The following is a 14931-nucleotide window of genomic DNA, read 5'->3' as shown; positions in this document are numbered from 1 at the left end:
GACGCGCTTGTAGGCGTCAGCACTCGATAATGTTGACCGCCAAACCGCCACGGGCGGTTTCCTTGTATTTACTTTTCATATCGGCGCCGGTCTGGCGCATGGTGCGGATGACTTTATCCAGCGAGACGAAGTGCTGCCCATCACCGCGCAAAGCCATACGCACCGCATTGATCGCCTTGACCGAGCCCATGGCATTGCGCTCGATGCACGGCACCTGCACCAGCCCGCCAATCGGGTCGCAGGTCAGGCCGAGGTTGTGCTCCATGCCGATCTCGGCGGCGTTTTCCACTTGGGACACGCTGCCGCCCAGCACTTCGCACAGCGCGCCGGCTGCCATCGAGCAGGCCACGCCGACTTCACCCTGGCAGCCGACTTCGGCCCCGGAGATCGAGGCGTTTTCCTTGTACAAAATGCCGATGGCGGCGGCGGTGAGCAGAAAACGCACCACGCCGTCCTCGTTCGCGCCGGGGATAAAACGCATGTAGTAATGCAACACGGCCGGCACAATCCCGGCGGCGCCGTTGGTGGGCGCGGTCACTACGCGGCCGCCATTGGCGTTTTCTTCGTTGACCGCCAGCGCGTACAGATTGACCCAGTCCAGCACCGACAGCGGGTCACGCAGCGCCGATTCCGGGTTCTTGCACAGCTGGCGATGCAGGGCAGCGGCGCGGCGCTTGACCTTCAAACCACCGGGCAAAATCCCTTCGTTGCGACAGCCGGCGTCGACGCAGTCCTGCATCACTTGCCAGATTTTCAATAGACCGGCGCGGGTTTCCGCTTCCGGGCGCCAGGCACTTTCATTGGTCAGCATCACCTGGCTGATCGACAGCCCGTAGGTAGCGCAATGCCCCAGCAAGTCTTTGGCGTGCTTGAACGGAAAGGTCAGCGGCGTGGTGTCTTCGACAATCCGGTCGGCGCCGGCGGCATCTTCATCGACGACAAAACCGCCGCCGACCGAGTAGTACTCGCGGCTGCGAATCTGGATGCCCGCCGCATCGAAGGCACGAAAAATCATGCCATTGGGATGGTAGGCGAGGGGTTTGCGAATCATCGCCAGGTGTTCTTTCTCGTTGAACGCAATGCGGTGTTCGCCAAGCAGGTTCAAGCGACCGTCGCTGCGCATTTGCGCGAGGCGTGCAGCCACGGTTTCAGTATTGACGGTGTCCGGGTGTTCGCCTTCCAGGCCCAGCAGCACGGCCTTGTCACTGCCGTGGCCTTTACCGGTGGCGCCCAGCGATCCATAGAGTTCCACCTTGATGCCGGTGGTGGCGCTCAGCAGGTTGTCGCGCTTGAGGCCTTCGACGAATCGGGCCGCAGCGCGCATCGGGCCGACCGTGTGGGAGCTGGAGGGGCCGATGCCAATCTTGAACAGGTCGAACACGCTAAGGGACATGGTTGTTCTCCGGTTTCTTATTATTTATCGGATGAACGCGGTCACATGTGGGCGCCGGCTTGCTCGCGAAAGCGGAGTGTCAGTTGATGCATCCAGTGACTGATCCCCCGCATTCGCGAGCAAGCCCGCTCCCCCATGTTTGACCGCATCCCTCCAGTCAGATCAGGCGTAGCTCTCGATCGACGGGCACGCACACACCAGGTTGCGATCGCCAAACACGTTGTCGACCCGGCCAACCGGCGGCCAGTACTTGCCTTCGATCAACGACGCAACCGGGTACACCGCTTGTTCACGGCTGTACGGGTGGCTCCATTCGCCCACCAGTTCGGCCGCGGTGTGCGGGGCGTTTTTCAGGGGGTTGTCTTCCTTGTCCAGGGTGCCGTTTTCCACCGCGCGGATCTCTTCGCGGATGGCAATCATCGCGTCACAGAAGCGGTCCAGTTCTTCCTTGGATTCGCTTTCGGTCGGCTCGATCATCAGCGTGCCCGCGACCGGGAACGACATGGTCGGCGCGTGGAAGCCGAAATCGATCAGGCGCTTGGCCACGTCATCAACGCTGATGCCGCTGCTGTCCTTCAATGGGCGCAGGTCCAGGATGCACTCGTGCGCCACCAGGCCATTGCTGCCGGTGTAGAGCACTGGGTAGTGCTCTTCGAGGCGACGGGAAATGTAGTTGGCATTCAGGATCGCCAACTGCGAAGCGCGCTTGAGGCCCGCGCCGCCCATCATGCTGATGTACATCCAGGTGATCGGCAGGATGCTCGCGCTGCCGAAGGGCGCCGCGCACACCGCGCCTTCCTTGCGTTCCATGGCCGCGTGGCCAGGCAAGAATGGCGTGAGGTGCGATTTGACGCCAATCGGGCCAACACCCGGGCCGCCACCACCGTGGGGAATGCAGAAGGTCTTGTGCAGGTTCAGGTGGGACACGTCGCCGCCGAACTTGCCCGGTGCGCACAGGCCGACCATCGCGTTCATGTTGGCGCCGTCGATGTACACCTGGCCGCCGTTGTCGTGAATGATGCCGCAGATTTCGCGGATGCCTTCTTCGAACACGCCGTGGGTGGACGGGTAGGTGATCATCAGTGCCGCGAGGTGGTCGCGGTGCTCGATGGCCTTGGCGCGCAGGTCTTCGATGTCGACGTTGCCACGTGCGTCGCACGCGGTGACAACCACGCGCATGCCGGCCATGTTGGCGGTAGCGGGGTTGGTGCCGTGGGCCGACGATGGGATCAGGCAGATGTCACGGCGTTCTTCGCCACGGCTCTGGTGGTAGGCACGGATGGCCAGAAGGCCGGCGTACTCGCCTTGGGAACCGGCGTTCGGTTGCAGTGAGATTGCGTCATAACCGGTGGCTGCGCAGAGCATGGCTTCCAGTTCGGAGGTCAGTTGCAGGTAGCCGGCGCTTTGCTCGGCCGGGGCGAACGGGTGCAGGGCACCGAACTCGGCCCAGGTCACCGGGATCATTTCGCTGGCGGCGTTGAGTTTCATGGTGCACGAGCCCAGCGGGATCATGGTGCGGTCCAGTGCCAGGTCCTTGTCGGCCAGCTTGCGCAGGTAGCGCATCAGCTCGGTTTCCGAGTGGTAACGGTTGAACACCGGGTGACTGAGGATCGGCGATTGGCGCAGCAGCGCGGCCGGCAGGGTGCTTTCCACGTTAGCGGCGAAGTCCGGCAGGGCTTTGCCATCGGCGAAGAGCGACCACAGGGTTTCGATATCGGCCTGGGTGGTGGTTTCGTCGACCGACAGGCCCAGACGCTGGGCGTCGACCACACGCAGGTTGATGCGCTGGGCGCGGGCCTTGTCGTGCAGGGCGGCCGTGTGGGCGCCAGTGTTGAGGGTCAGGGTGTCGAAGAAATGGTCTTGCTCGACCTTCACGCCCAGGGCGGTCAAGCCCTTGGCCAGGATCGCGGTCAGCTGGTGAATGCGCTGAGCGATCTGGGTCAGTCCTTTAGGACCGTGGTACACGGCGTACATGCTGGCGATGTTGGCCAGCAGTACCTGGGCGGTGCAGATGTTGCTGGTGGCTTTCTCGCGACGGATATGTTGCTCGCGGGTCTGCATGGCCAGGCGCAGGGCCGGCTTGCCGAAGCGGTCAACGGACACCCCGACCAGACGGCCCGGCATGTCGCGCTTGAACGCATCCTTGGTGGAGAAGTACGCCGCGTGCGGGCCACCAAAGCCCAGCGGCACGCCGAAGCGTTGCGCGCTGCCGATGGCCACGTCGGCGCCGAACTCACCCGGCGGGGTCAGCAGGGTCAGGGCCAACAGGTCGGCAGCCACGGCGACCAGCGCGTTGGCGGTGTGGAAGCGTTCGGTCAGCTCGCGGTAATCAAACACGTCACCGTTGCTGGCCGGGTATTGCAGCAGGGCGCCGAAGAACGGGCTGACGTCGGTCAGTTCGCGCTCATCGCCCACCACCACATCGATGCCCAGCGGCTCGGCACGCGTGCGTAGCACGTCGAGGGTTTGCGGGTGGCTGTGCACGGAGGCGAAGAAGGCGTTGCTGCCTTTGTTCTTGCTCAGGCGTTTGCAGAAGGTCATGGCTTCGGCAGCGGCGGTGGCTTCATCGAGCAGGGAGGCGTTGGCGATCGGCAGGCCGGTGAGGTCGCTGATCAGGGTCTGGAAGTTCAGCAGCGCTTCCAGACGGCCTTGGGAAATCTCTGGCTGGTACGGGGTGTAGGCGGTGTACCAGGCCGGGTTTTCCAGCAGGTTGCGCAGGATCGGCGACGGCGTGTGGCAGTTGTAGTAACCCTGGCCGATGTAGGTCTTGAACAGCTGGTTCTTGCCGGCGATGGCCTTGATCTTGGCCAGGGCCTCGGCTTCGCTCAGGCCGTCTTCCAGGCCGAGCACGCTGGTGCCCTTGATGCTTTCCGGAATGACGCTGGCGCTCAAGGCTTCCAGGGAGTCAAAGCCCAGGCTGGCAAGCATGTGCTGCTCATCTTCCTGGCGCGGGCCGATATGACGGGCGATGAATTCGTTGGCGGTGCTGAGATTGATCGTCATGGCGCGCTCCTCAGGCTTCAGCGTTGGCTTTGATCAGGCGGTCGTACGCATCCTGATCCAACAGCTTAGCCACTGCATCGGCATCGGCGGGTTTAAAGCGGAAGAACCAACCTTCGCCCGTCGGGTCTTCGTTGACCAGCTCCGGGCTGCCATCGAGTTGCGCGTTGACTTCGAGGACTTCGCCGTCCAGCGGCATGTAGACGCCGCTTGCGGCCTTGACCGATTCAACGGTGGAGGCTTCTGCGCCCTTCGCGTAGGACTGCAACTCCGGCAGTTGCACGAAAACCACATCACCCAACGCGTTCTGCGCGAAAGCGGTGATACCCACGGTGACGCTGCCATCGGCTTCGGCGCGCAGCCATTCGTGATCTTCAGTGAAACGCAACTCGCTCATGGAAACTCCTCAGGGCCAGATTCGTCTGGTGGACGGGATTGGAATAATGAGGAGTTGCTTAGCAATATCGCGGCCAATCTCATTAAGTCGTTAAAAATCAATGAGTTGATAAAAATGGTTGTGAGGTTATGTGTTCTGGCTGTAGCGATTTCGCTACAGCTGGGTGCGCGAAAAAAAGCCTATGTGGATCAAAGCCTTGCATGGCGCGCAAAAAACAGGGTTGTAGCGATATCGTTACGCTGTAGCGCTTTCAGTACAGCGGATGTCGTTCTCAGACCAAATTCGCAATGCAGTCCAATGTGGGAGGGGGCTTGCTCCCGATTGCGGTGGTTCAGTCACCAGCTGTGTCAGCTGACACGGCGCATTCGCGAGCAAGCCCGCTCCCACATTGAGATCGAGTGCCGTCAGGGCTTGTTGGGGATGCCGTATTTGCGCAGTCGATGGGCAATGGCGGTATGAGAGGTTTGCAGGCGGCTGGCCAGTTGGCGGGTCGAGGGGTAGCTGGCGTAAAGCTTTTCGAGCAGGCTGCGTTCGAAGTCTTCCACTGCCTGTTCCAGGCTGTCGACCTCGGCGTCGTTTTGGCGGGCCACCGAGGTGCCGGCGATGTCCAGGTCGCCGATGTCTACCAGGCTGCTTTCGCAGATGGCGGCGGCGCGGAAGATCACGTTCTGCAACTGGCGCACATTGCCTGGCCAGCGGTTGCCCAACAGCGCCGGGTAAGTGCCGGGTGCCAGGCGGCACACAGGGCGCTGAATCTGTGCGCAGGCCTGCTGCATGAAGTAGCGGGCGAGCAGCAGAATGTCCTGGCCGCGTTCACGCAGCGGCGGCACTTCGACGTTGAGCACATTGAGGCGGTAGAACAGGTCTTCGCGAAAGGTGCCCTCGCTGACCATCTTTTCCAGGTCGCGGTGGGTGGCGCTGAGAATGCGCACATTGACCTTCACTTCGCGGTCACCGCCCACGCGGCGAAAGCTGCCATCGTTGAGAAACCGCAGCAGCTTGGCCTGCAAGTACGGCGACATTTCGCCGATTTCATCCAGGAACACGGTGCCCTGGTTGGCCAGTTCCATCAGCCCCGGTTTGCCACCCCGTTGCGCCCCGGTAAAGGCACCCGGGGCATAACCGAACAGCTCGCTCTCGGCGAGGTTTTCCGGTAACGCCGCGCAGTTCAGGGCCAGGAACGGCGCACTGTGGCGGGCGCTGATGGCGTGGCAGGCACGTGCCACCAGCTCTTTGCCGGTGCCGGTTTCGCCCTGGATCAACAGCGGGGCATCCAACGCCGCCACCCGTTGCGCGCGCGCCTTCAGGGTGCGAATTGCTGGTGACTCGCCCAACAGCGCATCAAACCCTTCGGCATGGTCGTGGTGCAGCGCCGACAACTGTTCGCCGATCCGGTTGGGTGGGTACAGGGTGAGCAGGGCGCCGGCGTCGGTGATCGGCGTGGCATCGAGCAGCAAGGTCTGACCGTTGACGCTGATCTCGCGCAGCGGCAGGCGAAAGCCTTGCTCCAGCAAGGTGTCCAGCAGCGCCGGGTCGTTGAACAGTTCGCTGATGCTTTCCCCGGCCGGCTCGCGACCGTACAGGGCGATCAGCGCCGGGTTGGCCAGCAGGATCTTGCCCGCGCTGTCCAGGGCCAGCACCGGGTCGGTCATGGCGGCCAGCAGGGCATCGAGTTGCAGGTGGCGGCGTTGGCCGGGGAGGATATCCACCACGGTGACCGCTTGGACCCCGTGCACGCTGAACAACGCGTCGCGCAGTTCTTCCAGCACCTCGGCGCTGAGGGTCGGCGCATCGATATAGACGTTGGGCGGCACCATCTCCACCGCATCCAGGTTGAGATTGCGCCCACCGAGCAGGGCCAGGACTTCCTGGGTAATGCCGACGCGGTCGATGAAGCTGACGTGGATACGCATGGGTGGATCTTGATTCTGGAGTGCGGAGGGTGGCCAGTATGCCTTGGCGTTGATGGAGATCAAAATGTGGGAGCGGGCTTGCTCGCGAATACGCTGTGTCAGCTGACACAACGGGTGACTGAACCAGCGCAATCGGGAGCAAGCCCCCTCCCACATTCAGGGGGGGGCAGTGCAAGGGGCTTAGCCCAGGTGCTCAGGCTTGATGGGGTCTCCCGCCTTCACATCCAGCTGATGCCGCACATCTTCAAACATCAAATCGTACTGTTTATGCATGGTGCCATTGAGCGTCGCAACCTTCGGCATTCCATATTTCTGCGCGATGTTCATCGCATGCCGGGCAAAGTCGAAGGCCTGATCCTTGGGCAGAAAGAACTCCTCCTTGAGCTCCTTGCCTTGTACCGAGCCGTGCATCTTGAAGAGCATTCCCTTGCCTTCCTCTGGATCCTGGCTGACCTCGTAGTCGATGCACAGGTTGTAGCTGTAGTCGTCCTTGTTGAGCGCGTGGCGTTCGATGTGCAGGTGACCAGGTTCAAAGGTGGCCATAGGCATTTCTCCTCTACTTCACAGGTAACTGATCCCGGGTTTGGCCGTGCTGATGCGTGTGCCGGCGCGGCCCTGGACGATGGCTTCGATGTCCGAGAGTGAACCGATGACGGCGGTTTTGCCAGTCTGGCGGGCGAACTCACAGGCCGCTTGCACCTTCGGCCCCATGGAGCCGGCGGCGAAGCCGAGTTTTTCCATTTCGTCAGGGTGAGCCTGGGCGATGGCCTTCTGGGTTGGCTTGCCGTAGTCGATAAAGGCCGCGTTGACGTCGGTGGCGATCACCAGCAAATCGGCGTCCAGTTGCGCGGCCAATAGCGAGGAACACAGGTCTTTGTCGATGACAGCTTCAATGCCGCGCAGTTTGCCGTCTTCGCCATACATCGTTGGAATCCCGCCGCCACCGGCGCAGATCACGATGGCGCTTTTTTCCAGCAACCACTTGATCGGGCGAATTTCGAAGATGTGTTTCGGGCGCGGGCTCGCCACCACGCGGCGGTATTTATCGCCATCGGGGGCAATGGCCCAGCCTTTTTCGGCGGCGAGCTTTTCGGCGTCGGCTTTGGAGTAGACCGGGCCGATAGGCTTGGTGGGGTTCTTGAAGGCCGGGTCGTTGGGGTCCACTTCTACTTGGGTGAGCAGCGTGGCAAACGGCACTTCGAAATCCAGCAGGTTGCCCAATTCCTGTTCGATGATGTAGCCGATCATGCCTTCGGTCTCAGCGCCCAGCACGTCCAGCGGGTAAGGCGAAACCTGGGTGTAGGCCGCCGCCTGCAACGACAGCAGGCCGACCTGCGGGCCATTGCCGTGAGCGATCACCAGCTCGTTGCCGGGGTAAATCTTGGCGATCTGTTCGGTGGCGATTCGGATATTGGCGCGTTGGTTGTCCGCGGTCATGGGTTCACCACGGCGGAGCAGGGCGTTACCGCCCAGTGCAACGACGATACGCATAATAAATGTCCTTCTGAAAATCATCGTTGTGAACACAGGACAACATGTGGGGGCGGGCGTGCTCGCGAATAGGGTGGATCAGTTGATACAGAGGCTGACTGACACGCCGCTTTCGCGAGCAAGCCCGCTCCCACATTGGCTGTGTTCCGACAGTGGGAGCGGTGTTGGATTAGATATCCGCGAGCGCCGACACCAGGATCGCCTTGATGGTGTGCATGCGGTTTTCCGCCTGCTCAAACGCGATGTTGGCTGGCGACTCGAACACCTCCTCGGTCACTTCAACGCCATTGGCCAGGTTCGGGTAGCGCGCGGCGATGTCCTTGCCGACTTTGGTTTCGCTGTTATGGAACGCCGGCAAGCAGTGCATGAACTTCACGCGAGGGTTGCCCGAGGCCTTCATCATCTTGGCGTTGACCTGGTACGGCAGCAGTTGCTCGATACGCTCGTCCCACGCTTCCACCGGCTCGCCCATGGACACCCAGATATCGGTGTGGATGAAGTCGACGCCTTTGACCGCCTCTTTCGGGTCCTCGGTGATGGTGATGCGTGCGCCGCTTTCTTCGGCAAACGCCTGGCACTGCTTGATGAAATCTTCATGCGGCCACAGCGCTTTCGGCGCGCCGATGCGCACGTCCATGCCCAGCTTGGCGCCGATCATCAGCAGCGAATTGCCCATGTTGTAACGGGCGTCGCCCAGGTAGGCGTAGCTGATGTCATGCAACGGCTTGTCGCTGTGTTCGCGCATGGTCAGGGTGTCGGCGATCATTTGGGTCGGGTGGAATTCGGCGGTAAGGCCGTTGAACACCGGCACGCCGGCGAACTTGGCCAGCTCTTCGACGATTTCCTGCTCGAAACCACGGTACTCGATGGCATCGAACATGCGGCCCAAGACGCGGGCGGTGTCTTTCATGCTTTCTTTGTGGCCGATTTGCGACGACACCGGGTCGATATAGGTGACGTGGGCACCCTGGTCATGGGCCGCCACTTCGAATGCGCAGCGGGTGCGGGTCGAGGTTTTTTCGAAGATCAGCGCGATGTTTTTGCCCTGCAGGTGCGGACGCTCGGTGCCGGTGTATTTGGCGCGCTTGAGGTCGCGGGACAGGTCCAGCAGGTAGTTGAGCTCGCGAGTGGTGTGGTGCATCAGCGAGAGCAGGCTGCGGTTGCGCATGTTAAAAGCCATGATGGATCTCCTTAGGTTTCGGTTATCCCCCTGGCCGCTGCTGGATAAGCAGCGGCCAAGGCCAAAAAATCAATAGTCGATGGGGTCGCGGATGATCGGGCAGGTCATGCAGTGGCCGCCGCCACGGCCGCGGCCGAGTTCACCGGCGCTGATGGTGATGACTTCCACACCGGCCTTGCGCAACAGGGTGTTGGTGTAGGTGTTGCGGTCGTAACCGATCACCACGCCAGGCTCCAGGGCCACCACGTTGTTGCCGTCATCCCACTGCTCGCGCTCGGCGGCGAAGCTGTTGCCGCCGGTCTCGACCACACGCAGCGCCTTGAGGTTGAGCGCTGCGGCGACGGTTTCGAGGAAGTTGGTTTTCTCCCGTTGGATATCGATGCCGTGCGGCTTGCTGTCATCGGGGCGCAGGGTGAAGGGAATGATCTGGTTGACCACTTCGGGGAAGATGGTGACCAGGTCGCGGTCGCAGAAGCTGAACACGGTGTCCAGGTGCATGGCAGCGCGGGATTTCGGCAGGCCGGCAACGATCACGCGTTCCACGGCGTTGTTTTTGAACAGGTTACGCGCCAGTTGGCCAATCGCCTGGTGGGACGAACGTTCACCCATGCCGATCAGCACGACACCATTGCCAATCGGCATGACGTCGCCGCCTTCCAGCGTGGCGGCACCGTGTTCCTGATCGGGGTCGCCGTACCAGATCTGGAAGTCTGCGTTGGTGAACTCAGGGTGGAATTTGTAGATGGCGGAGGCCAGCAGGGTTTCCTGGCGTCGCGCCGGCCAGTACATCGGGTTCAGCGTTACGCCGCCGTAGATCCAGCAGGTCGTGTCGCGGGTGAACTGCGTGTTCGGCAGCGGCGGCAGAATGAAGCTTGCGTGGCCGAGAAAGTCGCGGAACATCTCGATGGTCTTGCCACCGAAGCTGTTTGGCAGGTCATCGGCCGACACGCCACCAATCAGGAATTCGCTGATTTTGCGCGGCTCCAGGCTGCGCAGCCAGGCGCTGACTTCATCGATCAAACCCAGGCCAACTGTATTTGCGGTGATCTTGCGTTCAAGGATCCAGTCCAGCGCTTCGGGAATGGTGACGATATCGGTCAGCAGGTTGTGCATTTCCAGCACATCAATGTCCCGCTCGCGCATTTTGGTGACGAAGTCGAAATGGTCGCGCTTGGCCTGGGCGACCCACAGCACGTCATCGAACAGCAGTTCATCGCAGTTGTTGGGGGTCAGCCGCTGGTGGGCCAAACCTGGGGAGCACACCATGACTTTACGCAGTTTGCCGGCTTCGGAATGTACGCCGTACTTCACTTTTTCCGTGGTCATTACAGATCCTCCAGTGAGAACAATTACAGTGTCAGGAAGCCGGCGTAGAGCCCGTAGGCTGCCACCAGGGCGCCAACGACTACCGCGGCGAATATCAGCTTCTCGACGTTGGTGAAAATCGGTTTGCCCAGCTCATGCTTGGCCTTGGCGAACAGGATCACGCCGGGGGCATACAGCAGGGCAGAAAGCAGCAGGTACTTGGTGCCACCGGCGTAGAGCAGCCAGACCGCGTAGATCAACGCGATAGCGCCGATGAACAGGTCTTTCTTGCGTTCGCGCAGGGCGTTTTCGTAAGTCTCGCCGCGTACTGCCAGCAGCAGGGCGTACGCCGCCGACCACAGGTAAGGCACCAGGATCATTGAGGTGGCGAGGTAGATCAGTGACAGGTAGGTGCTGGCGGAAAACAGCGTGATCACCAGGAAAATCTGCACCATGGCGTTGGTCAGCCACAGGGCGTTGGCCGGCACATGGTTGGCGTTTTCCTTACGCAGGAAGGCCGGCATGGTGTGGTCTTTGGCGGCGGCGAACATGATTTCCGCACACAGCAGCACCCACGACAGCAGGGCACCCAGCAGGGAAATCACCAGGCCGACGCTGATCAGCACCGCGCCCCAGTGGCCCACCACATGCTCCAGCACGGCGGCCATCGACGGGTTCTGCAGCTTGGCCAGTTCCGGTTGGGTCATGATCCCCAGGGACAGTACGTTCACCAGCATCAGGAACAGCAGCACGGTGATAAAACCGATCACGGTGGCCTTGCCGACGTCGGTGCGTTTTTCGGCTCGCGCCGAGAAGATGCTCGCGCCTTCAATGCCAATGAACACCCACACGGTGACCAGCATCATGTTGCGCACCTGGTTCATCACGCTGCCCAGGTCCGGGTTTTTCAGGCCCCAGATGTCGGCGGTGAAAATGTCCAGCTTGAACGCGAACACAGCGATCAACACGAACAGCACCAGCGGCACCACTTTGGCGACGGTGGTCACCAGGTTGATGAACGCCGCTTCCTTGATGCCGCGCAGTACCAGAAAGTGCACGGCCCACAACAACACCGAGGCGCCAATCACGGCTGCCGGGGTATTGCCTTCACCGAAGATCGGGAAGAAGTAACCGAGGGTGCTGAACAGCAACACGAAGTAACCGACGTTGCCCAGCCAGGCGCTGATCCAGTAGCCCCAGGCGGACGAGAAACCCATGTAGTCGCCGAAACCGGCCTTGGCATAGGCATACACCCCGCCGTCGAGGTCAGGCTTGCGATTGGCCAGGGTCTGGAACACGAACGCGAGGGTCAGCATGCCGATGGCGGTAATTACCCAGCCGATCAACACCGCGCCGACATCGGCACTGGCCGCCATGTTTTGCGGCAGAGAGAAAATTCCGCCACCAATCATTGAGCCCACGACCAGTGCGACCAGTGCGCCTAATCGGAGTTTTCCGGGAGTGTCAGACATTGCGTGACTCCAATGCAGGAGAAGAGAGACCACAGAATAAATCTGTGCGCTGATCAAACAGCTGACTTAGATCACGTCATTGGCACATTCCATTGTGAATTAATGACTTAAGGAGGAAACGCCTGAGCAGGTGTATGCTCGGAAAGACGCTTTCTAGAGCGGTCTCTCTGTTATGAATAATGATTTGGCCCATGGCGTGGACGTTTGAAGCTAGTCCGTTTTGCAGAATGTGCAAACTTTTCCACTTAATGCCGGAAAACGCGCTAAATGGCAGGCCAAAGGTCGGCGTGTTTAAATTTTAAATAAACCTAAACTTTACAAACTGTCATGCCGTTATGTTATGAGCCTGGGAGTTTTATTGCCGTCTTAAATAAACGCTGCACTCGCTGAATTAATTAGTTGAGTACACGGTTGTTCGCTCAATTTATTATTTGTGTAGGAGTTGTGATGTCTGAATCGGTCGAGAAACTCCGCCTCAGCGCGCTGATCGCCCTGGTGGTGGGCTCGATGATCGGTGGGGGGATTTTCTCCTTGCCACAAAACATGGCCGAGCGCGCGGGAGTCGGCGCCGTGTTGATCGGCTGGGTGATCACCGCCGTCGGCATGCTGACCCTGGCCTTTGTGTTCCAGACCCTGGCCAATCGCAAACCCGAACTGGATGCCGGCGTGTATGCCTATGCCAAAGCCGGGTTTGGCGACTACATGGGCTTCTCATCCGCCTGGGGCTACTGGATCAGCGCGTGGATGGGCAACGTCGGTTACTTTGTGCTGCTGTTCAGCACCCTCGGCTATTTTTTCCCGATGTTTGGCCAGGGCAATACGCCGGTCGCCATCGGCTGCGCCTCGCTGTTGCTCTGGGCCGTGCATTTTCTGGTGTTGCGCGGCATCAAGGAGGCAGCGTTCATCAACCAGATCACCACCGTGGCGAAAATCGTGCCGCTGCTGATGTTTATCGTGATTGCGGTCGTGGCATTCAAGGCCGATATCTTCACCCGCGATATCTGGGGCCTGGGCAACCCGCAGTTCGGCAGCGTGGTCGATCAGGTGCGCAACATGATGCTGGTCACCGTGTTCGTATTCATCGGCATTGAGGGTGCCAGCGTGTATTCGGCGCGGGCCGAGAAGCGCTCGGATGTCGGCCGCGCCACGGTGATCGGGTTCCTTGGGGTGCTGGCGCTGCTGATGCTGGTCAATGTGCTGTCGTTGGGGGTCATGAGCCAACCGGAACTGGCGCAATTGCAGAACCCATCCCTGGCAGGTGTGCTGGAACACATCGTCGGTCCGTGGGGCGCGGTGGCGATCAGCATCGGCCTGGCGGTGTCGTTGGTGGGGGCTTTGCTGTCGTGGGCGCTGCTGTGCGCAGAAATTCTTTACGCCACGGCCCATGACAACACCATGCCGGCCTTTCTGAAAAAGGAAAATGCCAACCAGGTGCCGGTCAACGCGCTGTGGCTGACCAATCTGATGATCCAGGCGTTCCTGGTCATCACGCTGTTCTCCCAGAGCACTTACACCAACCTCATCTACCTGGCCTCGTCGATGATTCTGGTGCCCTACCTGTGGTCGGCGGCCTACGCGCTGCTGTTGAGTGGGCGCGGCGAAACCTATGACGGCGCACCGCGCCAGCGCTGCAAGGATGTGCTGGTCAGCCTGATTGCCCTTGGTTACGCGGTATGGCTGCTGTACGCCGGAGGCTTGAAGTACCTGCTGCTTTCAGCACTGCTGTACGCGCCCGGAGTGATTCTATTTGCCCTGGCCAAGCGCGAGCAGGGCCAGCCCTTGTTTACCCACATGGAAAAAGGCATTTTCAGCTGCGTGGTCGCGGGCGCTGGGCTGGCGGCGTATGGGCTGTACAGCGGGGTGTTGTCGTTGTGAGACTGGCGTATCAGCCTCCCTATGATTGGGCGGCGATGGTGGGCTTTTTATCCTGGCGGGCAATCCGCGGGTTGGAGATCGTCGAGGCCGGGGTGTATCGGCGCAGCATCAGTGTTGCGGGTTCCCATGGCTGGATCAGTGTGGCGCCGGGCGTCGGCGATTGGCTGGAAGTCGACGTCGAGTTTCCTGACACCGCCGCGCTTGCCGAGATTGAGCGGCGCTTGAGGGCGATGTTCGATGTGGATGCCCAGCCGCAGTTGATCCAGGCGCAACTGGCCACCGACCCGTTGATGGCGCAGCTGGTGGCTGGCCGTCCTGGCCTGCGGGTTCCAGGGGCGTGGGACGGCCTTGAACTGGCGATTCGCGCGGTGCTGGGCCAACAGATCAGCGTGGTAGCGGCAATCCGTCTGGCAGGTAAATTGGTGGCGCAGTATGGCCAGCCGCTGCACACGCCACACGCCGGTATCACCCATGTGTTCCCAACGCCTGACGTGTTGGCAGCGGCGGACCTGGCGACGTTGGGCATGCCCAAGGCCCGCGGGCGCACCTTGTCGGGTGTGGCCCAGGCTTTATTGGATGACCCGCAGTTATTTGCCCCCAAAGCCAGCCTCAAGGAGGGCGTGACGCGGCTGGTGGCGTTGCCGGGAATCGGCGACTGGACCGCGCAGTACATCGCCATGCGCCAGTTGCGCGAGCCGGACGCGTTTGCCTCGGGGGATATCGGGTTGATCAATGCGCTGGCGGCGTTGGAAGGTGGGCCGGTCACCGCGCGCGCGTTGTTGGCGCGGGCTGAGGCGTGGCGGCCGTTAAGGGCGTATGCCGCGCAGCATTTGTGGACGTCGTTGAGTCGGGCGGATTGAGGGTGGCCGCCAGGGCCTGTTCGCGAGCAAGCCCGCTCCCACACT

11 protein-coding genes are annotated in these 14931 nt (G+C 61.1%); 2 read left to right on the top strand and 9 right to left on the bottom strand.

Going from position 1 to position 14931, the window contains the following annotated elements:
* Positions 1-16: 16 nt before the first annotated feature.
* The 9 genes from CPH89_RS03900 to arcD (CPH89_RS03855) all read right to left on the bottom strand — a co-directional run bounded on the left by CPH89_RS03900 (position 17) and on the right by arcD (CPH89_RS03855) (position 12151).
* A complete protein-coding gene (locus tag CPH89_RS03900) occupies positions 17-1393 on the bottom strand; it encodes an L-serine ammonia-lyase (RefSeq protein ID WP_053257739.1) in 1377 nt (458 codons plus the stop codon).
* 162 nt (positions 1394-1555) lie between these two features.
* On the bottom strand, positions 1556-4396 hold the full coding sequence (gcvP, locus tag CPH89_RS03890) for an aminomethyl-transferring glycine dehydrogenase (protein ID WP_053257738.1): 2841 nt from the start codon (positions 4394-4396) through the stop codon (positions 1556-1558).
* Positions 4397-4406: 10 nt separating this feature from the next.
* Positions 4407-4790: a glycine cleavage system protein GcvH gene (gene gcvH, locus CPH89_RS03885; RefSeq protein WP_053257737.1), complete on the bottom strand. Its 384-nt coding sequence runs from the start codon at positions 4788-4790 to the stop codon at positions 4407-4409.
* 404 nt (positions 4791-5194) lie between these two features.
* On the bottom strand, positions 5195-6703 hold the full coding sequence (locus CPH89_RS03880; protein WP_053257736.1) for a transcriptional regulator GcsR: 1509 nt from the start codon (positions 6701-6703) through the stop codon (positions 5195-5197).
* 180 nt (positions 6704-6883) lie between these two features.
* Positions 6884-7246 (bottom strand): DUF5064 family protein, encoded by a 363-nt coding sequence (locus CPH89_RS03875; RefSeq protein ID WP_053257735.1) that lies wholly within the window; start codon positions 7244-7246, stop codon positions 6884-6886.
* An 18-nt stretch (positions 7247-7264) separates the two neighbouring features.
* The gene (gene arcC / locus CPH89_RS03870) at positions 7265-8194 is read right to left on the bottom strand and encodes a carbamate kinase (protein ID WP_053257734.1); all 930 of its coding nucleotides are present in this window, start codon (positions 8192-8194) and stop codon (positions 7265-7267) included.
* A 169-nt stretch (positions 8195-8363) separates the two neighbouring features.
* Positions 8364-9374 carry an ornithine carbamoyltransferase gene (locus CPH89_RS03865; RefSeq protein WP_015885593.1) on the bottom strand — a complete coding sequence of 337 codons (1011 nt, stop codon included), beginning with the start codon at positions 9372-9374 and terminating at the stop codon, positions 8364-8366.
* A 69-nt stretch (positions 9375-9443) separates the two neighbouring features.
* The gene (gene arcA, locus CPH89_RS03860) at positions 9444-10700 is read right to left on the bottom strand and encodes an arginine deiminase (RefSeq protein WP_053257733.1); all 1257 of its coding nucleotides are present in this window, start codon (positions 10698-10700) and stop codon (positions 9444-9446) included.
* Between the two features lie 23 nt (positions 10701-10723).
* On the bottom strand, positions 10724-12151 hold the full coding sequence (gene arcD, locus CPH89_RS03855; protein ID WP_053257732.1) for an arginine-ornithine antiporter: 1428 nt from the start codon (positions 12149-12151) through the stop codon (positions 10724-10726).
* 447 nt (positions 12152-12598) lie between these two features.
* On the opposite strand from arcD (CPH89_RS03855), the gene arcD (CPH89_RS03850) reads away from it, so the two are divergent.
* Complete coding sequence (arcD, locus tag CPH89_RS03850; protein ID WP_053257731.1) at positions 12599-14026, top strand: arginine-ornithine antiporter; 1428 nt, start codon at positions 12599-12601, stop codon at positions 14024-14026.
* On the top strand, positions 14023-14886 hold the full coding sequence (locus CPH89_RS03845) for a DNA-3-methyladenine glycosylase family protein (protein ID WP_053257730.1): 864 nt from the start codon (positions 14023-14025) through the stop codon (positions 14884-14886). The genes arcD (CPH89_RS03850) and CPH89_RS03845 overlap by 4 nt, the downstream gene beginning before the upstream one ends.
* Positions 14887-14931 lie beyond the last annotated feature (45 nt).

Origin of the sequence: Pseudomonas fluorescens (genome assembly GCF_900215245.1) — a bacterium.
GTDB classification, from domain to species: domain Bacteria; phylum Pseudomonadota; class Gammaproteobacteria; order Pseudomonadales; family Pseudomonadaceae; genus Aquipseudomonas; species Aquipseudomonas fluorescens.
The sequence above is the reverse complement of the archived record's forward strand: the minus strand, read 5'-3'. Positions and strand labels throughout refer to the sequence as shown.